23 protein-coding genes are annotated in these 25,085 nt (G+C 38.0%); 5 read left to right on the top strand and 18 right to left on the bottom strand.

Annotation, left to right across the window (positions count from 1 at the left end; translation table 11 throughout):
• Positions 1-51: 51 nt before the first annotated feature.
• From EG365_RS17500 to EG365_RS17485, 4 genes are all read right to left on the bottom strand, one after another.
• On the bottom strand, positions 52-948 hold the full coding sequence (locus tag EG365_RS17500; RefSeq protein ID WP_001983834.1) for a LysR family transcriptional regulator: 897 nt from the start codon (positions 946-948) through the stop codon (positions 52-54).
• Positions 949-1,185: 237 nt separating this feature from the next.
• Complete coding sequence (locus tag EG365_RS17495; RefSeq protein WP_001047847.1) at positions 1,186-2,082, bottom strand: LysR substrate-binding domain-containing protein; 897 nt, start codon at positions 2,080-2,082, stop codon at positions 1,186-1,188.
• Positions 2,083-2,859: 777 nt separating this feature from the next.
• Complete coding sequence (locus EG365_RS17490) at positions 2,860-3,081, bottom strand: hypothetical protein (protein ID WP_000668585.1); 222 nt, start codon at positions 3,079-3,081, stop codon at positions 2,860-2,862.
• Positions 3,082-3,172: 91 nt separating this feature from the next.
• Positions 3,173-3,358, bottom strand: a complete 186-nt coding sequence (locus EG365_RS17485; protein WP_000922089.1) for a hypothetical protein — start codon at positions 3,356-3,358, stop codon at positions 3,173-3,175.
• Between the two features lie 413 nt (positions 3,359-3,771).
• Here EG365_RS17485 and EG365_RS17480 point away from each other — a divergent pair, with 413 nt between their 5' ends.
• On the top strand, positions 3,772-5,190 hold the full coding sequence (locus EG365_RS17480) for an aspartate ammonia-lyase (RefSeq protein ID WP_000980437.1): 1,419 nt from the start codon (positions 3,772-3,774) through the stop codon (positions 5,188-5,190).
• A 57-nt stretch (positions 5,191-5,247) separates the two neighbouring features.
• Here EG365_RS17480 and EG365_RS17475 read toward each other — a convergent pair whose 3' ends face one another.
• Positions 5,248-7,452, bottom strand: a complete 2,205-nt coding sequence (locus EG365_RS17475) for a TonB-dependent siderophore receptor (RefSeq protein WP_000546113.1) — start codon at positions 7,450-7,452, stop codon at positions 5,248-5,250.
• Between the two features lie 518 nt (positions 7,453-7,970).
• On the opposite strand from EG365_RS17475, the gene EG365_RS17470 reads away from it, so the two are divergent.
• Positions 7,971-9,257, top strand: a complete 1,287-nt coding sequence (locus EG365_RS17470; protein WP_000222732.1) for an MFS transporter — start codon at positions 7,971-7,973, stop codon at positions 9,255-9,257.
• 39 nt (positions 9,258-9,296) lie between these two features.
• Here the strand turns inward: EG365_RS17470 and EG365_RS17465 are convergent, their stop codons facing one another.
• From EG365_RS17465 to EG365_RS17430, 8 genes are read right to left on the bottom strand one after another with little or no spacing between them, the layout of a single operon-like run.
• Positions 9,297-9,578, bottom strand: coding sequence for a gamma-butyrobetaine hydroxylase-like domain-containing protein (locus EG365_RS17465; RefSeq protein ID WP_001167102.1), 282 nt, complete (start codon positions 9,576-9,578; stop codon positions 9,297-9,299).
• The gene (locus EG365_RS17460) at positions 9,562-10,560 is read right to left on the bottom strand and encodes a HEAT repeat domain-containing protein (RefSeq protein ID WP_000011848.1); all 999 of its coding nucleotides are present in this window, start codon (positions 10,558-10,560) and stop codon (positions 9,562-9,564) included. The genes EG365_RS17465 and EG365_RS17460 overlap by 17 nt, the downstream gene beginning before the upstream one ends.
• Entirely contained in the window at positions 10,557-11,396 is an 840-nt protein-coding gene (locus EG365_RS17455; RefSeq protein ID WP_000117516.1) for an ABC transporter ATP-binding protein, read from the bottom strand. The genes EG365_RS17460 and EG365_RS17455 overlap by 4 nt, the downstream gene beginning before the upstream one ends.
• Position 11,397: 1 nt before the next feature.
• Positions 11,398-12,252 carry an ABC transporter permease gene (locus tag EG365_RS17450; RefSeq protein ID WP_000096311.1) on the bottom strand — a complete coding sequence of 285 codons (855 nt, stop codon included), beginning with the start codon at positions 12,250-12,252 and terminating at the stop codon, positions 11,398-11,400.
• A 34-nt stretch (positions 12,253-12,286) separates the two neighbouring features.
• The gene (locus EG365_RS17445; RefSeq protein WP_001249637.1) at positions 12,287-13,717 is read right to left on the bottom strand and encodes an ABC transporter substrate-binding protein; all 1,431 of its coding nucleotides are present in this window, start codon (positions 13,715-13,717) and stop codon (positions 12,287-12,289) included.
• A gap of 19 nt (positions 13,718-13,736) precedes the next feature.
• The gene (locus tag EG365_RS17440; protein WP_000864074.1) at positions 13,737-13,982 is read right to left on the bottom strand and encodes a 4Fe-4S dicluster domain-containing protein; all 246 of its coding nucleotides are present in this window, start codon (positions 13,980-13,982) and stop codon (positions 13,737-13,739) included.
• 20 nt (positions 13,983-14,002) lie between these two features.
• Positions 14,003-15,736: a fumarate reductase/succinate dehydrogenase flavoprotein subunit gene (locus tag EG365_RS17435; RefSeq protein WP_000448792.1), complete on the bottom strand. Its 1,734-nt coding sequence runs from the start codon at positions 15,734-15,736 to the stop codon at positions 14,003-14,005.
• Between the two features lie 28 nt (positions 15,737-15,764).
• Positions 15,765-16,508, bottom strand: coding sequence for a GntR family transcriptional regulator (locus tag EG365_RS17430; protein WP_000080817.1), 744 nt, complete (start codon positions 16,506-16,508; stop codon positions 15,765-15,767).
• 241 nt (positions 16,509-16,749) lie between these two features.
• Here EG365_RS17430 and chrA point away from each other — a divergent pair, with 241 nt between their 5' ends.
• On the top strand, positions 16,750-18,099 hold the full coding sequence (chrA, locus tag EG365_RS17425; protein WP_001186395.1) for a chromate efflux transporter: 1,350 nt from the start codon (positions 16,750-16,752) through the stop codon (positions 18,097-18,099).
• Positions 18,100-18,182: 83 nt separating this feature from the next.
• Here chrA and EG365_RS17420 read toward each other — a convergent pair whose 3' ends face one another.
• Entirely contained in the window at positions 18,183-18,791 is a 609-nt protein-coding gene (locus tag EG365_RS17420) for an FMN-dependent NADH-azoreductase (RefSeq protein WP_000771649.1), read from the bottom strand.
• A gap of 95 nt (positions 18,792-18,886) precedes the next feature.
• Here EG365_RS17420 and EG365_RS17415 point away from each other — a divergent pair, with 95 nt between their 5' ends.
• Positions 18,887-19,282, top strand: a complete 396-nt coding sequence (locus EG365_RS17415) for a winged helix-turn-helix transcriptional regulator (RefSeq protein ID WP_001988414.1) — start codon at positions 18,887-18,889, stop codon at positions 19,280-19,282.
• On the opposite strand, the gene EG365_RS17410 is transcribed toward EG365_RS17415, so the two are convergent.
• Positions 19,279-20,133, bottom strand: coding sequence for a helix-turn-helix domain-containing protein (locus EG365_RS17410; protein ID WP_000331398.1), 855 nt, complete (start codon positions 20,131-20,133; stop codon positions 19,279-19,281). The genes EG365_RS17415 and EG365_RS17410 overlap by 4 nt on opposite strands.
• Positions 20,134-20,299: 166 nt before the next feature.
• Between EG365_RS17410 and EG365_RS17405 the strand changes: the two genes are divergently transcribed.
• Positions 20,300-21,217, top strand: coding sequence for a DMT family transporter (locus EG365_RS17405; RefSeq protein WP_001023744.1), 918 nt, complete (start codon positions 20,300-20,302; stop codon positions 21,215-21,217).
• 32 nt (positions 21,218-21,249) lie between these two features.
• On the opposite strand, the gene EG365_RS17400 is transcribed toward EG365_RS17405, so the two are convergent.
• The 3 genes from EG365_RS17400 to EG365_RS17390 all read right to left on the bottom strand — a co-directional run bounded on the left by EG365_RS17400 (position 21,250) and on the right by EG365_RS17390 (position 25,082).
• Positions 21,250-22,254, bottom strand: a complete 1,005-nt coding sequence (locus tag EG365_RS17400) for a homoserine dehydrogenase (RefSeq protein ID WP_000822398.1) — start codon at positions 22,252-22,254, stop codon at positions 21,250-21,252.
• A gap of 109 nt (positions 22,255-22,363) precedes the next feature.
• Positions 22,364-23,155 carry a sulfite exporter TauE/SafE family protein gene (locus EG365_RS17395; protein WP_000925652.1) on the bottom strand — a complete coding sequence of 264 codons (792 nt, stop codon included), beginning with the start codon at positions 23,153-23,155 and terminating at the stop codon, positions 22,364-22,366.
• A 271-nt stretch (positions 23,156-23,426) separates the two neighbouring features.
• Positions 23,427-25,082: a TIGR01244 family sulfur transferase gene (locus tag EG365_RS17390; protein ID WP_000421177.1), complete on the bottom strand. Its 1,656-nt coding sequence runs from the start codon at positions 25,080-25,082 to the stop codon at positions 23,427-23,429.
• Positions 25,083-25,085: the final 3 nt, after the last annotated feature.

Raw genomic sequence — 25,085 nt, 5'->3', positions numbered from 1 at the left:
TAAAAGAAGATGTAAGGATTTTCTTACATCTTCTTTTTATAATTAAAACTTTTAAGCAGTTTTAAATAGTTCATAACAGGTTTGACGGAACCATTTATGGCTACTCTTGTGGTGACAAGACATATGCCAATGTTGCTTAACATCATAAGTTGGAAAATCAAGCGGTGCCGGTAAAATCTGTAAGTTCTCTCTAACCAATAAAACCTGACTTAAATAATATGGCACAGTGGCAATAGCATCTGTTTCCTGAACGACTAATCCCACCCCTAAATAACTTGGTAAGCGAATTAAAATATTTCGATCCAGCCCTTTATTTTGCAGCTCATTTTTAATGTGATAATGCCCAATACCCGCATCAATATCGATGTGAGATTCACGCATATAATCCTCTAAAGTGAAATTATTTGGGTCTAAACGTGGATGGCTTTTTGAGCTAATTACGACATAGTGTTGCCGAAAAAACTTCTGCTGATAAAAACCTTCTTCTAATTGCGGTAAAAAACCTATGGCTAGATCAATTTCGCCGTTTGCCATTTGATAGCTAGTTTCTGGAGTAATAGGCCTAATATTTAAACGAATCAAAGGTGCTTTTTCTTTTAAATAATTGGTTAATTGCGGCAACAAAACCAAATGAGACACATCAGTCATCGCAATCGTAAACAACTGATCTGAGGTCAAGGGGTCAAAGTTCACATTAAAATTATTAATACTTTCAACCTTATCAATAACTTCACTAATGAGTGGAAAAATTTGCTTTGCCAGTTCAGTCGGAATCATTTCATTACCGACTCGAATAAACAAAGGATCATTAAAATGTTGGCGGATTTTGTTTAGACCATTACTAACGCTCGGCTGTGTCAAACCAATGGCATCTGCAGCCATTGAAACACTTTTGAACCGATAAATATGATAAAAAATATTTAATAATCTACTGTCTAGATCAAACAAAATTGTCTCCGCTTGGACTCAATAATCCATTGAAATAAGCTCAAAGTAGATATGAAAGAGATAAATACTCCTATACTCTACTTTTGACTTATTGAAATTTACTCTAAATTATCAAAGAATTTAGACAAGGGGCAATGCTTTATACTGCCTTTCATCGTAAAGACCAAAGCATAATCTACTTATTTGCTTAATTTATATATAAATATCGTGTACTTCATCATTTCAAATGAGTAGACGTTATAGGTCTTGCTGGCCTTTAAAACCATTCCATATTTTCTGTACCGACTTATTATCACTCAAATTATTTTTGAAGATATAAATATCTTGAGCAAGGCAATATTCTTGTTGGTCTAAAATGACTAATTTTCCGGCTGCAAGATCTTCTTCAACATTAATTTTTGGAATCCAAGCCACCCCTAGACCTTGTAAAACCAGCTCTTTTAAATTGGTGGCATTATCTGTTTCATATAACGTTTTATATACAAGCTTACCTTCAATCAGTTGATCTACCAATTTTCTTAAGTACGCGTGTTTACTATACGCTAGCAGAGCAAAGTTACTTTGTATTGTATGTTTCGGGCTATGGTCGGGTTCAGTTGCAGAAACCGGTACAATAACCGTTTCAGCAATTTTGATACCACTTAAAATATCATCCCCAACCTTTCTAATATTGCTTTTATCTGCATAGCAAATCATAAAGTCACAAGCACCTTCTTTTAACAAAGACAGGCCTTCTCCACTATTCGTTGCGACAATTTCAATTTTTAAATCACGAATAAGTGTAGGAAATTTCTTTAAAAAAGTAGTTAAAAATCCAGAAGCTAAAGAATGAACAACGCAGAAACGAATGGTCGATTCAGTTTCATTTTTAATATTTTTAATGAGTTTTGCGGTCTCCTCTACCTGTTTTTCAATATTTTTAGACATCACTAATAAAATTCGACCAATGTCTGTAAATTCGATGTTGTTTTTGTTGTTCCTAATAATGACTTCAGCACCAATCATTTCTTCAATTTGTTGAATTCTTCGAGTAAATGCAGACTGGCTAATAAATCTTTTCTCTGCTGCTTTTGAGATTGAACGTTCACGTTCTAATGTGAGGAGATCCTCTACCCAACGGACTTCTAAATTCATCTTATCTATTCCCTTTTAGATTTGTAATTTTATTAATTGATATTTTTGGGAAGTAGCATAAATAAATTTAGTGATGAGAAAGAATGATAAAACATAGGGAGTACCTGCAAAAATGCGAGAAGTGAAAGGACAAAGCCAATCTATAAAATTAAGTATTTAATAATTCTGACATAGAAAAGAAGATAAGAAAATAATAGGTTTTGTTTTCACGAGACAAGAGATGAACATAAGTACAATTCAGCTAAAAAAATTATTTAAATCAAACAATAAAAACCCATCATAAAAATAAATAAGTGAACTTAACAAGATAACTTTTAGAAATAGGCACGAACTTATATTTGTACATTTTATTGATAAAAAAAGTCCGCACCTTGGGGAAGAATGCGGACTGTAAACTGTTTCAATAACTGATCCTTATGTTATTGATTAAATTTTTCAGAATCTTAATTAAGATACTTTTCCACTATAAAAGGTAGTTAAAAAATCTATTTTCATACCCTTTTTACTTTGCCTAACCCAAAAAACATGAAAAATGATTTTTTACTCTCTCAATGGGTTGGTAAGGTAATAATTGATAAGAAAATGATTACCTTACCTCATTTCAGGATTTAAGCAGTCATAATAATTGATTGTATTTAAATACAATATTTGAAAAGAGTATAAGATAAAAAGATAATCCCGACTATTATACTAAAGTATCTATTTAGGTGTACGCAAACGTATTGAGTCCCCTTTAAAAGCGGTGACGATTTTCGCAGACGGGTTGATCAAAATGACCTAATATTCACCAATCAAGTAGTATAACTTTCTTGAAATTTCAACCATCATATTAGAAGTATATTGACTGATTTCAAATATCTGTTTTTTCTGTGGATTGAAAACCATATTGTCTTTTTCATCACTAAAAAAAACATAAGTTGTGTATTTATCCATGTGATGAATATGCTCTTTTAAGCTGAGTTTCTCACCAGAGTTAGGGTCATATGCAATAAACTTCATTCTCATGCATTTGTCTCTTTACAGCGTGCTTACACCTTATAAAATTTCAGTCAAAAGATTATTTAACAGACAATAATCTTGAATGCCTAAATTATTGATACGATGCAGTAGGGATATTTTGTTTAGCTTTTTGAATAGATAACTCAGCATTCTTAATTGATTGCTCAGCTTCTTTAAGCATGTGCGAACTTTTAGTTTCAGCTTTTTCTTCATTATCCCAAAGGAGATAACAAGCAAAACTTCCCAATATTAATAAAGCAGCAGTTACTTTTAACATAAACTTAATAAATCAAAATTTTCTGTATTATAAGTATTTTTATGTGAAATGCATCACAATTTTATTAAAATTTATTAAACAAAACTCATTATTTACTTATATAAATTAACTTTCACATGAAAAATCAAATATTTTTTTGATTTTAATACACGGAAATGATTGCTTAGTTTTCTGTATAAATTTTGATTTACTTACATTTTCACACCTTTGACCAATCTATAAAATTAAATAAATATTTGAATATATTAAACTTTAGAACAAGTATTCATTCTGTATACGCTCATATACCAACGATTATTTCTCGACTACCCTCTTTTTTGTTATGCAAAAAATGCATAATTGCTTTAATAAATGCATTAGAAGTGAAGCATTTCGAATTCTAAGATGAATCATCTTTACTGATTCGAAGTTTAATGATGAACGCTGATATTACTACCCGTATTGAGAAGGATCTTATTGGTCATCGAGAAATCAACAATGACCATTATTACGGAGTTCAAACATTACGTGCTTTAGAAAATTTCAACTTAACAAATAGCAAAGTTGGAAATTTCCCTAATTTAATTAAAGCATTAGCTATGGTTAAACTAGCTTGTGCTGAAGCAAACTATAATCTTAAAAACTTAGATCAAACTAAATTTGAAGCGATTGAATACAGCTGTAATCAGCTTATTCGTGGTAATTTCCATGACCAGTTTCCAATCGACATGATGCAAGGCGGGGCTGGCACTTCAACCAATATGAATGCAAATGAAGTATTGGCAAACGTTGCTTTAGAATATATGGGCCATTCTAAAGGTCAATATCAATACTTGCATCCAAATAACGACATTAATATGTCGCAGTCAACAAATGACGTATACCCTACTGCAATTCGTTTAGGTTTATTACTTAGCCTAGATGAGTTAAATCTTCCATTTAACAATTTGATTCTTAGCTTCTTGAATAAATCTCAAGAGTTTGCACACATTTTAAAAATGGGTCGTACTCAGTTACAAGACGCTGTGCCTATGACATTAGGTCAAGAGTTTGGTGCTTTTGCGGTAACTCTACAAAAAGACCTTGAGCAAATTAATACGCTTATTCCAAATGTTTTAGCTTATATGAATCTTGGCGGTACAGCGATTGGTACAGGAATTACCACTGAATATAGTTACCGTGAACTCGCGATTCAAGCACTTGGAAAAATCTCTGGTAAGAAAATTAAGTCTGCTCCTGATCTAATCGAAGCCACTTCTGATATGGGTGACTTTGTTCTTTTATCTGGTTTATTAAAACGTACTGCAACTAAACTTTCAAAAATTGCCAATGACTTGCGTTTACTTTCAAGTGGTCCACGTACTGGTATTAATGAAATTAATTTAGAAGCACGCCAACCTGGTAGTTCGATTATGCCGGGTAAAGTAAACCCAGTTATTCCTGAAGCAATGAACCTTGCTTGCTTCCAGATCATTGCAAATGATTTGGCTGTAACTTTAGCTGCTGAAGCTGGTCAATTACAGTTAAATGCAATGGAACCACTTATTGCATTCAAACTGTTTGAATCGATGGACTTGCTTGGTAAAGCAATGGCAATGTTCCAAACTAAGTGTATTGATACGATTACGGCGAACCCTGAACACTGTAAAGCTTTGGTTGAAAATTCAATTGGTATTGTGACTGCACTTAACCCATACCTAGGTTATGAAACTACAACTCGTATTGCTAAAACTGCAAACGAAACTGGGCAAAGCGTATTGGCTTTAGTTCAAAATGAAGGTTTATTATCAGCACAAGTGCTTGATGATATCTTATCGATTAATAATATGGTTAAACCAAAAATGTCGGCTTAATTCCTGAAATAAAAAAAGGAGCTTATAAAGCTCCTTTTTTTATTTCTTCTACAACTTTTAAAAGCTAAAATTTGTAGAAAATTGAGCTGTGCGAGGATTACCTAAGAACAGATAGTCATCTCCCATAAATGCCCCTACATCACGCCAATATTTCTTATTAAATAAGTTATCAATATTGAATCTAAAAGTAGTGTCATGCCCAGCAAAATTTGTTTTATAGGCAGCACCAATATTAAAGACACTATATCCGCCTACTTTTGCAGTTCCCTCTTTATTTGCATATTTACTGCTACTGTATTGCATACCACTGAGTAATCTTAATCCTTCAACTGACGGTACTTTATAAGATAACTGGGCTGTAGCACGTACTTTCGGTACATTTTGAGTTTGATGACCTTTGTAACTGTCAGTATCAATATCAACTAGACGAGATTTGGTATAGGTAATGCCAGAACTTACGTCAAGTGTATCGGTTAAGGCACCTGTTAAACCTAACTCAATACCTTGATTGTGTTGTTCGCCTTGTGAAATAAATTCTAATTCTCCTGCAGAATTTGCAGTCGTATATTGATTATCTTGCTTTAAATCAAAAATAGCTGCTGTTACTAAGAAGTTCCGAATTTGTTGCTTAATACCAACTTCATATTGTTCAGAGTTTTTAGGAGATAGAACTTCTAGAGCATTATTAGCGAACCACGGAGCTTCACCACCATCTGATAATCCTTTGGCATATGAAGCATAAAGATTAGTCGTGGAAGTTGGGCTATACATGAGTGCTAATTGTGGCAAGAATTTGTTTAAATCCGTATCACGGCTTTGCTGCCCATCTGAATTATAAGCTTGCTCATCAAGGTGAATCAGTTTTCCACCGAGTAGAGTTGACCATTGATCATTAAATTGAACTCGGTCAGATACAGTAAGTGCAGTCTGATCACTCTCTAGAGCTTTGTAACGATCGCCAGGGCTTTCCGATGAAGGACTGTAGTCGACCGTATCTTCATAGATATTGCCTGTTCCTACCGCTACATTCAGTGGTGTATGGTGTTTTAAGGTTTTATATGTACGTTGTAATTCGAAAGCGATTTGATGCTGAATGTTGCCAGTATTGAAATGACCATTTAACCCAGCAGCGAACTGGTTAGTAATTCGTGTATCATCTGGGCTGCGGAAGTCATAAATGTCATAATTTCCGTGTTTATCAAAAGTATTGCCCAAACCAGAATATTCACAAATATCGTTATAACATCCCCATGGGAAAGCACTATTATCATCAATCACAACACGGCTTTGTGATGCACTTAAGCTACCATTCCATTGATCGTTAAATGCATATTGATATTTCAAACTTGCATTTACACTGTTATTTACAACAGGTTTACTCCAAGACTGATAACCCAATAAACGGTCTTGATCTACATTTGTTGGTACTTCTTGCCCATCAAGCAGTTGATAACCGGGTACTGAACGTTGACTTTGATGCTGAGCTTCAATATCAAACAATAATTTAGAACGCTCATTAATTTTCCAGTCTAAAGCAACTGAACCAAACTCACGCTTACCATTTGCGTGATCAACATTTGGATGGATGCTTTCATGGGCTAAATTGATTCGATAACCAAAACTATCATTAACAAAGCCGCCTACATCCGTTGCCAGTGTATAGCCGCCTTCTGAATTTGCATCGACCGTAATAGTTTTAATATCGGCAGGTCTTTTGGTTACATAGTTAACCACACCACCTGGTGTCGACATTCCACTTTGAATTGCAGAAATGCCTTTTAAGATTTCAACTTGTTCTTTATTTTCTAAAGCTACATTTTGTTCGCCACGTATGGTATGGCCATTAATGAGATAGCTTGAGCCTAAATCAAGCGCAAAACCACGTGCTACAAAATTTGGATAGTAGCCAATTGCAGCATAACCATCGCCTAAGGATGAATCATTTTTAATCACATCGGTCAGTGTTTTTGCGTGTTGATCTGCTATACGTTCAGATGTAATGGTGGTAATAGATGCAGGTACTTTCTTTACATCACCAGTTTGAAAACCAGATAAACTCACTTTTTTTGATGTGTATAGTGCATCACTATTTTGTGTAGCGTTCACAGTAATGGTTGGGAGCTGCGAAACCTCCGCTTCATTTGCATAGACGACAGATGTTATGAGTGCAATAGATGAAGCCAATGCTGTTTTAGAGCATGTCATGAAGTGAAGATTTAACGAACGTCTTTCCATTGAATAACTACCTGCCATACCGTGCATAATTTGAAGCGCTAGAAATAAGTGCTGAGCCGATTTTTAGCCACGCAAGAATACAGCTACATATATTGAGAAACAACATATTCTGTATTTTTTCGATTAAGTGAATTTAGTTCGACTTTTTCAACTTATCATTCTATGAATTTCCTTTATTTTCTTGGGAATTGATACTATAACTTTTTAAGTATTATCAAATATTCAAAATACACTTAAGCTCAAAATGGCACTTAAAAGGAGAAACAGAATAGAAAAATACTGGTATTAAACTAGCTTACTGATTTTAAAAACAATTAATTATGCAGTTAAATAAAAGGAAGTGTTCGATCATTGGTAAAAAATTCTTTAAATCGAACAAAAGGACGTAATCTCACTAGAATCGAATTTTAAAATTAGAAAAAATGAATGGTTAGGAATTCTAAGGACGTGCTCAGGGTCGAGTGATTTTTATAAAGTTCATTCTATTTTCTGTTTAGCCCACCTAAAAAGTTCCTAGTTTTTGTCTACAAAGTGATGGAAGTAATATGACATATACTCAGGAAGAAAAACGTAGCAGGATACGTGGGATTGTAGGCGCAGCCTCTGGTAATTTAGTCGAATGGTTTGATTTTTATATTTATGCAGTATTTGCTGCTTACTTTACTCAAGCTTTAACCGCGCCAGATATGGATAGCACAACCAAGTCTATTTATGTTTGGGGGGTGTTTGCCGCAAGCTTCTTTATGCGTCCGATTGGAAGCTGGCTATTTGGTCGTATTGCAGATCGACATGGCCGAAAGAAGTCGATGATCATATCAATCTGTTTGATGGCTTTAAGCTCCTTTTTATTTGCAGCTTTGCCTACTTATGATCAAGTCGGTTTATTTGCCCCTTTTCTGTTACTCCTTGTTCGTTTACTTCAAGGCTTATCAGTGGGTGGTGAATATGGCGCCGTTGCCACTTATATGAGTGAATTAGGCTTAAAAGGTCAGCGTGGTTTTTACTCATCTTTCCAATATGTCACCCTCTCTGGTGGTCAATTGCTTGCAAGCTTACTGGGCGTTATTTTGTTGACGTTCTTAAGTGAACAACAATTACATGATGGCGGTTGGCGTATTCCATTTGTTATTGGTGGTATCGCAGCAATCTTATCTTTGCTTGCACGTAGTCGTTTAGAAGAAACACTTTCTCATCAAGACAGCGAACGAAAAGAGTCTGGTAGCTTAAGAGAACTCTTTAAAAAGCACTGGAAAACCTTTTTATTAGTGGTTGGATACACTTCTGCTGGTTCATTAACGTTTTATGTAGAGACCGTTTATTCAAAAACCTATTTAACCAACTTAGGGATGGACGGAAAAACAGTTGGTTATATCATGACCTTCGCCCTATTTGTCTATATGTGTGCTCAACCTGTATTTGGTGCAATTTCGGACCGTATTGGGCGACGTTCTTCAATGTTGGCATTTAGCTTATTGTCCGCCATTTTTATTTATCCCGTCATGGTGATCGGGATGCGTGCCTATATAGATTCTCCGATCATCATTACATTGCTACTCATCTTTATGATGATGTTACTCAGCTTCTATACTTCTATTAGTGGTTTGGTAAAAGCTGAAATGTTCCCACCTCATGTGCGAGCTTTAGGTGTAGGTTTCTCTTATGCAGTAGGTAATGCACTGTTTGGTGGTTCTGCGCCTTCGGTTGCCTTACAGTTTAAAGCTGCCGGAATTGAAAACACCTTCTTTATTTATGTGATTGTCATGCTGATTATCTGTTTCTTGTGTAGCCTTGCGCTTCCGAAAAAACCAGATTACTTAGAACATGATCATTAATTAAATGAGATGCCTTCTGTCCCAAGCAGAAGGCATCTTTTAGCTCTTAGCAAATTCTTTTAAAAAAGCCCACGGAAAAATCCCTTTATCATGCCCATCGCTAAAGCAAATTTGGGCACCATAACCTTGATCAAACATAGCTGTCACTTCAACATTTTGATGCTCTATTTTAATTTGTTTAATCCGCTTCGCTCGACAAAAGCCGCATGGGCAAATTTCTCTTAAACTTTGATGACTCAGACATACGCTTGAGCCATCGGTCCATATAAAGTGAACCTGCTTATTTATAGTGTCGACACGGATATCAGGTCTGATTTGCATACTTCACCTCACCAATTTGATTTAATCCAATACGAATCGCTTTTCGTACTTCAGGATCTGGATCATTTTGATGTTGTTCCAATAGCTTCTGAGCTTCTGCTGTACCAATTTCACCGAGTGCTAAAGCGACTTCTTTACGCAAGTTACTAATTTCATGCTTAAAGTTATCAGTCAAATGAGCAACTGCCAGATGTGATTTAAGTAGTCCCAAGCTCCGTACTGCCGCAATACGTACTTGCCAATACAAGTCTGATACAGCATGAATTAAAGGAGCTTCGAGCTGAACAATACGTAATTTTCCAATCGTAAGAGCAGCTTCCACTCTTAGTTGCCAACTTTCCGAAGTTAAAGAATGTTGAAGTGCTTGGATAACTTCAACCGATATGTTCTGACTATAAGCTAAACCACCTGTTGCAATACGGCGGACCTCATCATCTGTATCTGTTTCGGCAATTTTTGCCAATATCGTAATTGCTTGGTCTTGTTGTAACCAACTTAATGCACTGACTGCCTCACGGCGTACAAATGCATCTTCGTGGTGTACCAAAGCAGATATCTCTTCAAATAATTGCTGTGGTCGTAAAGGTTTTAAAGCACGCAGAATTGCACCAAGAGCAAAAGTATCCGTATGCTTTAAATACGGTGCCAGTATCTGGGCCGATGCCGCATTTTTGACTTCACTTAAACTCTGGCTGGCAGCTTGTCTCACATTCAGATCAACATCAAATAAGGCTTGAGCCAATACTTGCAAACTGGTTGGGTCTTCCCAGCTTTCTAGTTTTTTTGCCGCTTCTTCACGAACTAAAGCTGAAGAGTCGTGTTGTAGTGCTGCATGCAACCACGGAAGTAAACTCGGATTTTCTTCATCACCAATATTCATTAAAGCGACAAAGCGTATCTTTTCATCTGCATGATTGAGCTGTGCAAGAAATTCCTGATTATATTCATCGATATCATCTAAAGCTTGATAATAAAAACTCATTCGTATTCCTTAATTTGTGATTTCTTTCCAAGCCCTAATGGATTTAAACGGCTTAACTCTTCTTGTTGAGTGGCTTCTTTTAACGTTTGGATGCAATGTTTTTTAATGGCTGTAAATTCACTACTCGTTACAAGCTCAACATCCCGTGGACGTTCAAACTTAAGTGGAATTTCTTCAATAATTCGCCCTGGTCGATGGCTCATAATCAACACTCGATCGGCTAAAAAAAGTGCCTCATCAATATCGTGGGTAATAAATAAAACCGACGTTTGAATTTCTTGCCAAATTTCGAGTAATAGCATTTGCATTTTTAAACGAGTTTGAGCATCTAACGCACCAAACGGCTCATCCATTAATAAAATGCGAGGTTGATTAATCAGTACTCTCGCAATTTCAACCCGTTGCTGCATGCCACCAGAAAGTTCAGCTGGAAATTTATGTTCAAAACCTTTAAGTCCGACCAGATCAATCATTTTCTGAGCTTGTTCAATACGCTTTTGTTTAGCGATGCCTTTCATTTTTAAACCAAAGGCAATATTTTCGAGCACGCTTTTCCACGGAAATAAGGTATGTTGCTGAAACACCAAACCTCTATCTGGATGCGGTTCAAATATCGATTCATCATCAACCGTTAAAGACCCAGAACTAATCGGTAAATGCCCTGCCAAAGCACCTAATAATGTTGATTTACCGCAACCAGATGGGCCAAGTAAACATATAAACTCGCCCGGTTGTATTTCGAAATTAACCCGATCTAATGCCTGAAAACGATTTTTAGCTTGCCCTAAATGTAGAGATAGATTTTGAATACGTACATGGCCTTGTGTAACTGACATTTTAAGACTTCCTCAATTGATACCATGGAGTAAATCGGTTTCCAATCACACGCACCAATGTACTGCTAAACATACCTAACGCTCCTATTAGCACCATGCCAACCACGATATTGCTATAGTTTTGCAAGGTGAAAGATTCCCATGTGAAGTATCCAATTCCATGTTGCCCCGAAATCATTTCGGCAGTCACTAAACAGAACCAGCAAGTGCCCATTCCAATGGATAAACCAGTAATAATGTTCGGTAATGCACCCGGAATAATGACTTCATGAATAATGGCAAGATCAGAAGCACCTAGACTTTTTGCAGATGCAACGAGTCGTGGATCAACTGCACCAACACCATGTACGGTGTTTAATAAAATTGGAAATAAAGCCCCAATAAACGTAATAAAAATCATAGACGCTTCTGAGGATGGAAAAATCAGAATTGCTAAAGGAATCCATGCAACTGCTGGTATTGGACGTAATACTTCTAATGGTGGCATTAGAAAGGCAGCCAGTTTTTGATAACGTCCTGCCAACAAACCAATGCCTACACCAATTAGAGCTGCAAGCACAAAACCAACCACTACACGAAATACACTAGATTCAACATGTTCAAATGCAGCGCTGAGTTGAAAAAAAGCCCATAGCGCATGAATGACATCTAAAGGTGTCGGGACATTGCTAAAGTTCACAAAGCCTAAATTTACTTTAAACTGAGCAAGTCCTTGCCAAATGACTATCCAAAAAGCTATGGATGTAAAAGCAATCACGTAGCTTTTTAAACGCGCCGGATATGATCTCAACTGCTGAAAAAATTTAGTCAAAAATGTACTTTGGTTATTAGGTTTTGTCTGGGCTAAACTACTCATTTGTCACCTCCTGATCATTAGGTAAGACAACACATCAGCTCTGTGTTACAAGTTGAATAGCTTTAAAGTCATATACTTTTCCGCCCTGTTGTTTAGCCCATTTTTCAGCATCATCTTTTAATAAAAAAGCCTGAATTTGTCCTGTTTTGTCTGTGGCATACCATGCCAAATTGGCAAGTAACTTAATGTCGGACTGATGATCTTGGCTATAAACCACACGCACCGTTTTTCCATCGGCTTGTATTTTCTTTAAATCAGAAAAAGCATGCTCAGGCGTTTCATAGCTACGAACTTTTTCTTCACCCTTTACCCAAATTTGAGTTACCCGATCAAATGTCTTGATGGGTTGGCCCGTTAAAGCATCATTGGCAACCAAAGGTGATTTTGCATAGTCAGCAAGTTGCTGGCTGTAATTAAGTCCAGATGCCTGAAATGCATCCTTAATATATTGGTCATCAATAAATTTATTTACATCAAGCGTACCGTCGTTTTTTCCTAAAACTTTTAAGGTATCTATCGCAATTTGAGTCGCTTTTCGATATTCAGGTTTCCACGTTAAGTCACGAGTTTGCAGACCTAAAGGGCCATGAAATAGATAAACAACTTCGGCAGGAATACCTGTTTTTTCAGCAATAATTTCACTATATTTTTCTGGTTGTTCCTGAATCAGACGATTCGCTTCAATAGTTGCTTGTAAATAAGCTTTTATGACTTCGGGATGCTGCTGTGCATAATCCTTGCTGGCAAGCGAACCATGAAATGTGGGTGATTTTGCTTGAGAACCATCATAGATTTTTTTGGCAAAACCTTGGTAAGCAAATAACTCACCAAATGGTACGAAGTCAGCATGTGCAGAAATTTTATGACTTTTTAATGCAGGTCCCGCCACTTCTGGCGCCTGAGCAATCACTTTAATATCTTTATCAAGTTGCCAGCCTTCTGCCTGAATCGCTCGCAGCAACAGTCCATGAGCAGTTGAGGCAAAAGGTACAGAAATGGTTTGTCCTTTTAGTTCTTTGAGCGATGTTACTTTTGAGTCAATTGGAACAACAATCGCATTACCGCTACCATTAATACTGCCTGACAATGGCGCTAAAAATATGCTTTCTTTTCCTGCCTTTTTAAATGCCGCTAAATTATTAACCGCAGGAAAGTCGGCCATTGCTCCCAAATCTAAACGCCCAGCCACCATCTCACTGGTCAGTGGTGCACCAGAGGTAAAGTTTTTCCATTGAATGTCATATTTAACGTGTTTGTATTTACCATCTTTAGGCAAATATTTTGGTAATAAATTCAATTCACGAATGAGCAACCCACCTGTTGCACAGTTAATAGTCGTGTCTTGTGTACCAATGGCTACACGCACAGTTTCTGTTTTACTGCCGCACCCCAAAGTGCCGAGTACCATGGCACCAATTAAGCTACTGAGTAATAGTTTTTTATTGATCAATTTATTTTGTCTCATGTTACGTATTCCAAATTAATTATTTGAGTAGGTATGGGATATTTACTTTGACTGCATCTGTTGGGCAGTCCTTTTCACAAGGCATGCAATACCAACATTCATCAAATTGCATATAAGCTTTTTGAGTTGTGGGATCGATTGCCAATAAATCCATTGGACAAACATCTACACAGACAGTGCATCCTTTATCAGCAATACATTTATCTTCATCGATAATGACGGGTGCGACAGTACGGTGCTGTACTTCTTTAAAAATAAAAGCCATGATTTGAATTCCTGATTTATTTAGTCTGCTAGAGCAACATCTTTTTGAATGCGTAAACGGTCATACGACACAGCTTCATCTTGATTAATCGGAACCAGATAAGGCTCGATTGGCTTTTTGAAACTGACCATATTGCCGTGTTCATCTTTTTTCAAATGCGCGTGACAGAACCAATCCGAGTTATTTTTTTGAGGGAAATCTGCTCTATAGTGGTACAGTCCCCAGCGGCTTTCTTCTCTAAACAATGAAGCTCTTGCTGCCATTTCCGCACAATCTCGAATAAAAGAAACTTCAGCGGCACGCATCAGCTCATGTGGGTTTCTGGCAGAAATTCGCTTAATATCCTGTTTAATTTCTTCAAAACGCTTGAGCCCAATTTGCATTTTTTGACGAGTTTTAGGAGGCTGCAAATAGTCATTTACAAAACGGCGCAGCTTATATTCCACTTGTTCTGGAGGTAAACCTTCTGAGCAATCCAGTGGCGCAAATATTCGAGCTTTTTCTGCTTCTATTTCGCTTTGGTTTAATTCGCTATCTTCAATTGCATTCACGTATTGCGCAGCATTTACACCCGCAAACCATCCGTAGGTAAAAGCACCAAGCATATAGTTATGAGGTACAGCCGCCATATCGCCAGCACTATATAAGCCTTTAACCGAAGTCTCGGCTTTTTCATTGACCCATACGCCAGAAGCACTGTGTCCACTACAGAAACCAATTTCTGAAATATGCATTTCCACCATATCTTGACGGTAATTGGTTCCTCGACCCTCATGAAAACGTCCACGGCTTGGGCGCTCATTGGTATGCAAGATTTCTTCGATGGTTTGAATGGTTTCTTCGGCCAGATGATCTACTTTTAAATAAACAGGGCCATTACCACTTTCCAGTTCTTGGTAAAACTCCCACATCATTTGACCACTCCAGTAGTCACATTCAATGAAACGTTCACCTTTACTATTGGCGGTATAACCTCCTAAAGGCCCGGTCACATAGGCACAAGCCGGACCGTTATAGTCTTTAATCAATGGATTAATCTGGAAGCATTCTAAATTGGCTAGTTCAGCACCAGCATGGTATGCCATTGCATAGCCGTCACCTGCATTGGTTGGGTTTTCATAAGTGCCCATTAAATAGCCGGAAGCTGGCAAACCTAAACGCCCTGCTGCACCACAACATAAAATGGCTGCTTTCGTTTTAATGACATAAAAGTCACCACTACGACAATCAAAACCGAGTACACCATTGATTGCACCTTGCTCATTTTTTAAAAGCTTCGTAGTGACAATCCGATTATTAATTTTGACTTGAGCACGCTTTAACTGACGATATAAAACTTTTTTAACGTCATGGCCTTCAGGCATTGGTAAAACATATGCCCCCATGTGATGTACTTTTTTTACTGCAAATTCACCCGTCTCATCTTTTTCAAACTTAATACCCCATTGATCAAGCTGTTGAATGGTTGTGAAACTATGCTTCGCATATGCATATACAGTGGTTTGGTTAACTACCCCATCATTGGCAATGGTAATTTCTTTGGTGTACTGCTCAGGTGTTGCGTAGCCCGGAATGACAGCATTATTCAGTCCATCCATTCCCATTGAAATCGCTCCACTGCGCTTTACATTCGCTTTTTCAATGAGCAAGACTTTTAAATTGGGGTTTTCTTGTTTGGCTTTAATCGCAGCCATTGGCCCAGCAGTTCCACCACCAATCACCACAATATCGAACTCAAGATATTTAGTTTCCATTGAATATTCCTTATTTTTATCTGAGTTATTAACGATGAATACGTAAACGGTACTGGAAGGTATCGCCCGAGAAATAGAGATATTCATAGTCAATAGGTTGGCCATTTGCGTCATGAGTCAAACGTTCGACCCGTAATACCGGAGTTCCGATTTCGACTTGCAACAAAGCCGCTAATTCTTCATCCGCTACCGTGGCATCAATGCTTAAATCCGCATGTCCCAAAGGAATATCGCACTCTTGTTCTAATGCCTTGAAAATATCGGTTGTACGTAAATCAATCGCTTTCTCTTTAAGTTTCAAACCAATATGTTCTGGCAAATAAGTCAACTCATACGACACTGGTTGACGGTTGAGTAAACGGACACGTTGAATTTCATATACATTGGCTTTAACGGGTAACTTTAATTTCGGTACTACGTACATTGGGATCTGCTTAAGCTCGGCCGAGATGACACGGTTTAAAATTTCATGACCAGCAGATGACATTGCTTCTGCAAAACCTTGCAAACTTGAAATGTTCTGGAACGTTTTTGGCTTACTTACAAAGGTCCCTTTACCTGGCACCTTAAAAATATAGCCTTCCAACTGTAATTGGTTGAGTGCTTGGCGAACTGTGATTCGGCTTACACCAAACTGTTCAGCAAACTCGTTTTCAGATGGAATTTGACTCAACACGGCATATTCACCATTTACAATTTTGTTCAGGATGAGTTCCCTTAATTGATCGTAAAGAGGCTTGTGATTTTTGGGATCTTGGGGTAGCTGGCTCACGGCTCACAACCTGTTATAACAACTTGAGCAAATAATGTTTAAAATGTTTCAGCTTTGGAAATAATTTAAAGCGATAACTTTAGTTAAAAAAATAATTTCATTGAATATCAATAAATTAATAAATAGTTATCTATAAAAGTTGAATGGTTATCATAAAAAATACATTTGTGTTTGTTATGCTATAAAACATACTCCGTTATGCCATAAACGTAAAAATTAATATTATTTTTTAGGGGATAATATGCAACAAAAACAATTAAATACCCCTGATGATTCAGTGGAACAAGTCACCTTCTGGCAAGCCTTCTTATTTTGGCTCAAGCTTGGTTTTATTAGCTTTGGGGGGCCAGCTGGACAAATCGCTGTGATGCATCAGGAACTGGTTGAACAAAAGCGCTGGATATCAGAAAAAAGATTTTTACATGCACTGAACTACTGCATGTTGTTACCCGGTCCTGAAGCACAGCAGTTAGCAACCTACATTGGTTGGCTTATGCATAGAACTGCGGGAGGATTGGTTGCAGGTATTCTATTTGTATTACCCTCTTTATTTATTTTAATTGGGCTATCTTGGGTTTATATAAAATTTGGAGATGTGCCTGTTATTGCAGGTATTTTTTACGGGATAAAGCCTGCCGTCACTGCAATTGTCTTTCATGCAACTTACCGTATAGGTAGTCGTTCGCTTAAAAATAAGTTTTTATGGGTCGTCGCGATTGCAGCATTTTTTGCCATTTTTGTCTTAAAGCTTCCTTTCCCGCTTATCGTTTTAACAGCTGGTATTGCTGGCTATTTAGCGAGTAAAAAGTACCCAGAACTATTTTCCTCCGCGGGTGGGCATAAAGCTAGTCAAAAAGATTATGGTCCGGCATATATTGATGATGATACTCCGACACCAGAGCACGCTAAATTCCATTGGTCACGGTTAGCCAGACTTATTTTTGTGGCAATCGCTTTATGGCTATTGCCAATTTTAGCTTTAGGCGCATATTTTGGATGGCATCATTCCTATACCCAAATGGCTTGGTTTTTCACTAAAGCTGCGCTGCTTACGTTTGGGGGCGCTTACGCGGTTTTACCTTATGTCTATCAAGGGGCTGTCAATCATTTTGGTTGGCTTTCACCTACACAAATGATTGATGGATTGGCACTTGGTGAAACTACACCCGGTCCACTAATTATGGTCGTTGCCTTTGTTGGTTTTTTAGGAGGCGTTAATCATTCATTACTAGGCTCTGAGCATTTATTTTTTGCTGGAGCACTCGGTGCTGTTATTGTGACTTGGTTTACCTTTCTATTTTCATTTGTCTTTATTTTTGCGGGTGCACCGATTATTGAATCTACACATAACGAAATTAAATTTACTGCACCCCTCACTGCAATTACCGCGGCTGTGGTCGGTGTCATTTTAAATTTAGCACTATTTTTTAGTTATCACGTGTTATGGCCACAGGGTTTTTCAGGCCATTTTGATATTGTCGCGGCCCTCATTACTGTAGCTGCATTTATTGCTTTATTCCGATTTAACATTAACGTGCTGTATGTCATTTTTGCTTCGGCACTGGTTGGGCTCGCAGTCACTTTCTTTTAGTTATTTACTGATTGAATTAATTTCTTAAAATCATAATCTCAATAAGGCCGAACAGTTCCTTTACTGTTCGGCTATTTATATTTTTAACCCGCTAACTGGGCAATTTGCGCTGCTGCATTATCTAAGGCAGCTTGACGTGCTTCTGGTCCGAAAGCGATTCCTTCGGCGCGCACAAAAGTGATATCAGTCACCCCAATAAAATTGAAAAACGCTTTGATATAAGTTTCTTGATAGTCTAAAGCTTCGGCTGGTGAACCTTCTGAATACACACCACCACGCGAAGAAGCAATAATGACACGTTTCCCCTCTACTAAACCTTGAGGACCGTTTTCCGTGTAACGGAATGTTTTACCAGCAACAGATAGACGGTCAAGCCACGCTTTTAACTGTGATGGGAAGCTAAAGTTATACATAGGTGCGCCAATTACAACGATATCTGACGATAAGAACTCATCCAAATATTGGGTGTTTCGTGCAACACGTTGTTGCGCTGTTTCATTATTAGGTTCAACACCTTGCCATGCTAAAAACTCAGCATCAGACAAATGAGGAATTGGCTCTAAAGCAAAATCGTGATGAATAATTTCTGCATCTGGATAAGCTGTGCTGAGCTGACGAATAACAGATGAGGTGAGTTGGCGGCTAACAGACTGCTCACCTAAAATACTTGTGTCAATTTGAAGTAGTTTCATCGCTTATACCTACAGTATAAAATTGTTACTTGAGCTAATTATGTTACTACTATTATTCTTATGCACAAGAAGGCACATTTAGGGAACCAAGTAATATGACTGTAACCATACCTCATGATATCCAGAGTTCAGATTGCCAAAGAGTTAGTCAAGTATTGGCTAGAGTTGGAGAGAAATGGAGTATACTCATTGTAATGACACTTGCATCACATCCTCATCGCTTTTCTGAAATAAAGAGACGTATCAATGGAATATCGCAGCGTATGCTTACATTGTGTTTGCGTGGTTTAGAACGAGATGGGTTGATTAAACGTACGGTTTATCCTGTAGTTCCACCTCATGTTGAATATGAATTAACTCCACTGGGCCATTCACTTACAGAACCTGTAATTGCTTTAGGCCAATGGGCTCAGCAGCATATTGCGGATATTGATGCGGCAAGAGCTGCATTTGACGCAGCTCAGGAGAAACCAATTACATTAGACACTTAACGTAACTGCGAAGGACTCATGCCATAAAATTGTTTAAAGCGATGACTTAAATGACTTGCTGAACTAAACCCACATACTAGGGCAATATCTTGCAAAGAAAGCTGAGATGACTGAATTAGCCCTTTGGCCTTAGTTAAGCGTCTTTGCATGACATATTGGTGAGGCGCCATATTCATGGACTGTTTAAACATATGAGCAAAATGGTATTCGCTTAAATTCACAATATTTGCCAAATCAGACAAAGTGAGTGCCTGATCTAGATGATCTTCAATCCATTCCTGAATATATTTGAGTTTATGGGGTGCCAGTCCGCCCTTGATAGTAGGCTGTTGCCATTGAACACTACTATATTTTCGAATTAAGTGATTCAACAATAAACTTGCCGTTGTACTCATTTGCAAATGATTTGAAGAATCTTGCCAATCGCAATCTAACAAGAAGAATTGATATAACGCCCGAATCCGTTCATCATCATTAAATACAACTTCGTTTAGTTCAATTTGATTCGGCTCTTTGTCCCATATTTTTTCAGCAACATCACGCAAATGTTGGTCAGTGTAGTACAAGTGGACAAATTTAAGCCCACCACGTATGTCCCAAGTTGACTCCTGATGTTCGGGCAATAGGCAAAAACGTCCCGGCCCACCACCATTTTTCCAGCCCGCAGGTGTTTTTTGATAGCTTTCATAACCATCTTGAATATAAAGACTTAGAGTGTGGTGATCGCTACAGACACTTACACGATCTTGCTGATTAGACCAAAATGCAAGTTGCATATTTTCATCAAGCACCACAGTTTCGTGAAGCTTGGCTTTAGACTGCTGCAGCTGTTCTAAAGTTTGATAAGCCATGCAAAATTAAAACAAATATGATTGATCTTAAGTTAACCATATTCAGCAAAATTCAGCTAGTTTAGATCTATAAAAAACGCAAGATCTTGCATGTAGAACACAAGAATATATACGTGAAAAATAAAGCATTCCTAGATACTTAAGTTTGGTAATCGAGGATGAAGTTATGAATATTTTACTCTATGTTGCGGTGGTGTTGATTTGGGGAACAACATGGATTGGAATTGCCGTTCAAAGCCATTATGCAACACCCGTTGTCGCAATTTTATGGCGCTTTGCTATTTCAGCCTTATTACTTTGGGTTGTTTTACTATTTTCAGGAAAATTACAGCGAATTGCTTTAAAAGATCATTTGTTCTGTATGCTGCAAGGACTTTGTGTTTTTGGTCTAAACTTTATTTGTTTTTATACCGCCGTTAAATATGTAAATAGCGGTTTAGAGTCTGTCATTTTTTCGATGGCCGTTTTCTTTAATGCCATTAATGCGCTTATCTTTTTTAAGCAGAAACCTTCCCCAAACTTTGCACCAGCTGCACTTTTGGGCCTAAGTGGTATTGTTTTACTGTTTTGGCATGACCTGATTAATAGCCAGTTTAATGCGCAGTTATTAATGGGTATTGGGCTATGTGCAATAGGCACTTACGGTTTTTCTTTAGGGAACATGATTAGTGTTAGACACCAAAAACGTGGTCTAAATATCTTTTCAACAAACTGTTATGCCATGACTTATGGCGCATTGGTGATGTTAATTCTGGCTTTATTTACAGGACAAGATTTAATGCCGCCGATGAATTTCCCATTTTTAAGCTCGGTACTATACTTGGCTGTATTTGGTACGGTTATTGGGTTTTCAGCTTATTTTTCTCTGGTCGGACGAATTGGTGCAGCCAAAGCAGCCTATAGCACGTTGCTCTTTCCTTTAGTTGCTTTAACAGTTTCTACTTTCTTTGAAGGATATGAGTGGACTTTAAATGCTGTATTTGGAATTTTACTCATCTTACTTGGTAACTACTTAATGTTTAGTAAGTTTGAAATTGGAAAGAAGTTATTTAGCAGTCAAAAAAATTGTGAGAAGCAGGCATAAAAGCCTGCTTTTTTTATAAATCATAATTAATTTTAGCAGCCAGTTTTTAGCATCAACTCAAAATCTTTTAAAGCCGCGGCTGCTGTGGCTAATGGCGCAGATGCCCCTCCACTGACAACAAATTCCCCCATTTCTTGCGTTAACACCCGAATACATTTATTAGAACCTTGCAGATGAGCAAACGGATGATTTGCTGGGACTAACCTTAATTCAACACCTGTTTGAATTTGCTGATTCTTAATATGAATAAAACCAACCAGACGAGGAATTACATTTTCTTTTTTCCAACCACGAATATGTTCAGCCGTAACGTGACTAATTCCTTGTCTTGGAATATCTTGAATTTTTACATCAGCCCCCAAAACAGTATTGGCTAGTATCGTAATTTTGGCAGCAGTATCCCATCCATCTACATCGAAAGAGCTGTCAGGTTCTGCAATACCTTTTGCTTGAGCTTTTTCAAGAGATTCTGCAAATGCGCATTCGTGTTGCAACATATCATTCAAAATAAAATTCGTGGTTCCGGTAAAGACACCTTCTATTTCTAAAATTTGGCAGCCAGCTAAGTTATATTCAAACAAATCAACCGTCGGTAAAGCTGCAGCAGTGGCACCGCTAAAAAATAGTTTTTTATTGTGCTGATGTGCCAAGTTAATTAGTTTTTTACCTTCTACGACTAAAGCACCTTTAGATACCGCAATCGCATTCATGTTATTTGTTAAAGCATAATTTAAATAAAATAGGCCTTTTCCACCTGTCACATAGTCACTTGGTCCAGTCTCAATAATGACATCTGCTTGAACCTTTTCTAAAAACTTTTGCTCTGTTAGGCCTGCTTGATATTGTGTTTTATCTAGCCACTTTGAAGCTTGTAAACCATCTTGGTTAATTAAACCTGATGATGAGTTGCAGACACCCACTAAACGGGCATCAATTTGATATTTTTGTTTATAGTATGTCGATCGATTTAAAAGAAGCTCTGCAATTTGTTGCCCAATCCGTCCAAAACCACAAATTGCTACATTAATTCGCTTCATTTCACTTTCTCAAAAATTTAAATGGTTTAAATCAATTTTCCAAAGATAATTTTAATATCTCATCTTGGAAAAATTGCTATTTATAGAGAAGGTTAAAATACTATATCGCTCAGATATTTGTTAGATTAACAATCTTAATAACCATATAAATTGCGACAGCAAAAACCATTAAAGCAAAGACCTTTTGTACAATTGCAGACGGAATAAACCGAATAGCTCGGCGTCCTAATAACATACCGAATGCACATGCGAGTGCAAACGCACTAGTAATGGCGACTGGATAGTGAAAGCCCTCTGCAATATGCATCACAATACTCATGCCACTAATCAGGAAAATAATCATAAGTGAGGTTGCAACAATGCTATGCATATCCAAATTTGTGACTTTTCTAAGCGCGGGTACAATTACAAAGCCGCCACCCACCCCGAGCATCCCAGTTAAAAGCCCAGCAATAATCCCGATGCTCGCAAGCACACCACCAGTTTTAAAATTCCAGATAAAGCGTCCCGTACTTGGGTTGACCTGACACGGCGGGTTATGAAAATCCGAAATTCGGTTACTAATAAGTCGATAGCCGACTGTAAACATGACCAAGCTAAACATTAACATGAGCCAAATAGGTGAAATTGTGTTAGCTATTAAAATACCGATATGTGCCATAGGGGCACCAATTAAGGCAATCCAGATTGCAGCACGATAACGAACTATCTTTTTAAATAAGCCTTCAATAGTTCCAATGAGTGTAGATAGCGCAACTGCTAATAACCCAATCGGTGCAGCTTGCGCCACGCTCCAGCCTTGACTGGTCATAAGCGCGGGTACAGCAAGAATGCCACCACCCGCACCGGTAAGACCAAGTAAAAAGCCAATCACAATGCCTTCAACGACAAGTAATAACATATTAAAAGCCTAAAATTGCATATACATCGTTTGCAGTAGACTGCTGGTTAATGAGTGAGTTGATCTCGTCCTCTTGCGAAGCTTTAGTCACTTCTCAGGACAAAGCATTGCTTTGTTTATCCTCTTAACTCGAACTTAGTTCTCGTCTTCTTGCGAAGCTTTAGTCGCTTCTCAGGGCAAAGCGTTGCTTTACTTATCCTATTCCACTCGAGCACAGCTCTCGTCTTCTTGCGAAGCTTTAGTCGCTTCTCAGGACAAAGCGTTGCTTTGTTTATCCTTGCTCAGGTTTGACCATCCACTCGCGGCCCTTGAGCATGCCTTGCCAATAAATCGGCGGTAAAATCCGCTCTTTAAGCAGCCAAGCCAAACGGGAAGGTTTTTGCCCATCAATTACCCATTTTGGAAAACTTGGAAGTAATTTGCCGCCGTAGCCAAACTCAGCCAGAACGATTTTTCCTCGTTCTACCGTAAGTGGACATGAGCCATAGCCGTTGTACTCGCAGAAGTTTTTCTCACCTTTGAGCTGGGCTATAACATTCACAGCAACGATCGGAGCTTGTGTCCGTGCCGCAGCAGCAGTTTTGGCATTAGGTGCATTCATCACATCGCCTAAAGCAAAAATATTGGCATGTTGTGTGTGTTGTAAGGTTTGAGGATTCACACTCACCCAGCCTGCTTCATCAGTGAGTGTACTGGCACGAATAAAGTCCGGGGCTTGTTGCGGTGGAACAACATGCAACATATCGAAATCAGTCTCGACCAATGCTGCATTTTCATCGTTCACTACCTTAAACCATGCTTTTTTTGCAGGCCCATCTACTTTGACAAGTTGATGGTTAAAATGCAGTTCAGTGCCATATTTTTCAACGTATTGCATTAGTGCAGGTACATATTCCTTCACACCAAATAAAACAGCACCAGTGTTATAAAAATGGATAGAGATATCTTTAAGTTTGCCTTGCTTTAACCAGTAGTCGGCTGAAAGGTACATCGCTTTTTGAGGAGCACCGGCACATTTAATCGGCATAGGCGGCTGGGTAAAGATTGCCTTTCCACTATTTAACTGTTGCACCAGTTCCCATGTATATGGCGCCAAGTCATAACGATAGTTAGACGTCACTCCATTTTTACCTAAGGTTTCAACTAAACCTTCAATTCCATGCCAATTGAGTTTTAAACCAGGACAGACGACCAACGCTTTATATTGAATAGGTTGGCATCCTTCCAAAATAACCTGATTATGCTCAGGGTCGAATCCAGCAACCGCAGCTTTCATCCATTTTACTTTTGAAGGTATCACACTTGTCATTGAGCGTGCGGTTACTTGTGGTTTGAAAATACCACCACCGACCATGGTCCAGCCCGGTTGATAATAATGTGTATCTGCGGGATCAATAATGACAATATCTAAATGAGGTTCACGACATAAAAGACTCGACGCTACAGAAATTCCTGCTGCCCCAGCGCCAACAATCACAACGCTATAACAAGGAATTGTGGCTGGTTCATGATCACGTTTTAAAATACGTGGCACCAAGCCTTTTAAGTTAAACCCAAGCTTATTACCCGACTCAACTAACAGTGCTGCATCTTGTGGAGCAACTTCAGCCAAAGCCCACAAACTGATTGCACGCATACCAGAGCGACAATATGCTAAAACGGGCTTCTGAGCATTCTGATAAAGCTGCTTAAACTCGGTAACTTGTTGATCGCTAATTTTACCACTGATAACAGGCTGATAGATTACGTTTAGGCCATGTCGCTGAGCTGCTTCTTCAATTTCAATCACATTGGGTTGATCTGCACCTTCCCCATCTGGACGGTTACATATCAGAGTTTTTATTCCTTGGTCTGCAATTTTTACAATATCGTTGGCAGTAATCTGGCCAGCAACATAAAAATCTTGATTAACTCGTTTAAGTTCCATATT

The sequence above is a fragment of the Acinetobacter sp. FDAARGOS_494 genome (assembly GCF_003812225.1).
Lineage (GTDB): Bacteria > Pseudomonadota > Gammaproteobacteria > Pseudomonadales > Moraxellaceae > Acinetobacter > Acinetobacter baumannii.
Note: the sequence above shows the minus strand (reverse complement) of the source record. Positions and strands in the feature narration are given on the sequence as shown.

Excerpts from the sequence above, each read along its gene's own strand:
- EG365_RS17495 (WP_001047847.1), bottom strand. The coding sequence starts at position 2,082 with ATGAATTTAGAAGTCCGTTGGGTAGAGGATCTCCTCACATTAGAACGT.
- EG365_RS17490 (WP_000668585.1), bottom strand. The coding sequence starts at position 3,081 with ATGAAGTTTATTGCATATGACCCTAACTCTGGTGAGAAACTCAGCTTA.
- EG365_RS17485 (WP_000922089.1), bottom strand. The coding sequence starts at position 3,358 with ATGTTAAAAGTAACTGCTGCTTTATTAATATTGGGAAGTTTTGCTTGT.
- EG365_RS17480 (WP_000980437.1), top strand. The coding sequence starts at position 3,772 with ATGATGAACGCTGATATTACTACCCGTATTGAGAAGGATCTTATTGGT.
- EG365_RS17475 (WP_000546113.1), bottom strand. The coding sequence starts at position 7,452 with ATGCACGGTATGGCAGGTAGTTATTCAATGGAAAGACGTTCGTTAAAT.
- EG365_RS17470 (WP_000222732.1), top strand. The coding sequence starts at position 7,971 with ATGACATATACTCAGGAAGAAAAACGTAGCAGGATACGTGGGATTGTA.
- EG365_RS17465 (WP_001167102.1), bottom strand. The coding sequence starts at position 9,578 with ATGCAAATCAGACCTGATATCCGTGTCGACACTATAAATAAGCAGGTT.
- EG365_RS17460 (WP_000011848.1), bottom strand. The coding sequence starts at position 10,560 with ATGAGTTTTTATTATCAAGCTTTAGATGATATCGATGAATATAATCAG.
- EG365_RS17455 (WP_000117516.1), bottom strand. The coding sequence starts at position 11,396 with ATGTCAGTTACACAAGGCCATGTACGTATTCAAAATCTATCTCTACAT.
- EG365_RS17450 (WP_000096311.1), bottom strand. The coding sequence starts at position 12,252 with ATGAGTAGTTTAGCCCAGACAAAACCTAATAACCAAAGTACATTTTTG.
- EG365_RS17445 (WP_001249637.1), bottom strand. The coding sequence starts at position 13,717 with ATGAGACAAAATAAATTGATCAATAAAAAACTATTACTCAGTAGCTTA.
- EG365_RS17440 (WP_000864074.1), bottom strand. The coding sequence starts at position 13,982 with ATGGCTTTTATTTTTAAAGAAGTACAGCACCGTACTGTCGCACCCGTC.
- EG365_RS17435 (WP_000448792.1), bottom strand. The coding sequence starts at position 15,736 with ATGGAAACTAAATATCTTGAGTTCGATATTGTGGTGATTGGTGGTGGA.
- chrA (WP_001186395.1), top strand. The coding sequence starts at position 16,750 with ATGCAACAAAAACAATTAAATACCCCTGATGATTCAGTGGAACAAGTC.
- EG365_RS17420 (WP_000771649.1), bottom strand. The coding sequence starts at position 18,791 with ATGAAACTACTTCAAATTGACACAAGTATTTTAGGTGAGCAGTCTGTT.
- EG365_RS17415 (WP_001988414.1), top strand. The coding sequence starts at position 18,887 with ATGACTGTAACCATACCTCATGATATCCAGAGTTCAGATTGCCAAAGA.
- EG365_RS17410 (WP_000331398.1), bottom strand. The coding sequence starts at position 20,133 with ATGGCTTATCAAACTTTAGAACAGCTGCAGCAGTCTAAAGCCAAGCTT.
- EG365_RS17405 (WP_001023744.1), top strand. The coding sequence starts at position 20,300 with ATGAATATTTTACTCTATGTTGCGGTGGTGTTGATTTGGGGAACAACA.
- EG365_RS17400 (WP_000822398.1), bottom strand. The coding sequence starts at position 22,254 with ATGAAGCGAATTAATGTAGCAATTTGTGGTTTTGGACGGATTGGGCAA.
- EG365_RS17395 (WP_000925652.1), bottom strand. The coding sequence starts at position 23,155 with ATGTTATTACTTGTCGTTGAAGGCATTGTGATTGGCTTTTTACTTGGT.
- EG365_RS17390 (WP_000421177.1), bottom strand. The coding sequence starts at position 25,082 with ATGGAACTTAAACGAGTTAATCAAGATTTTTATGTTGCTGGCCAGATT.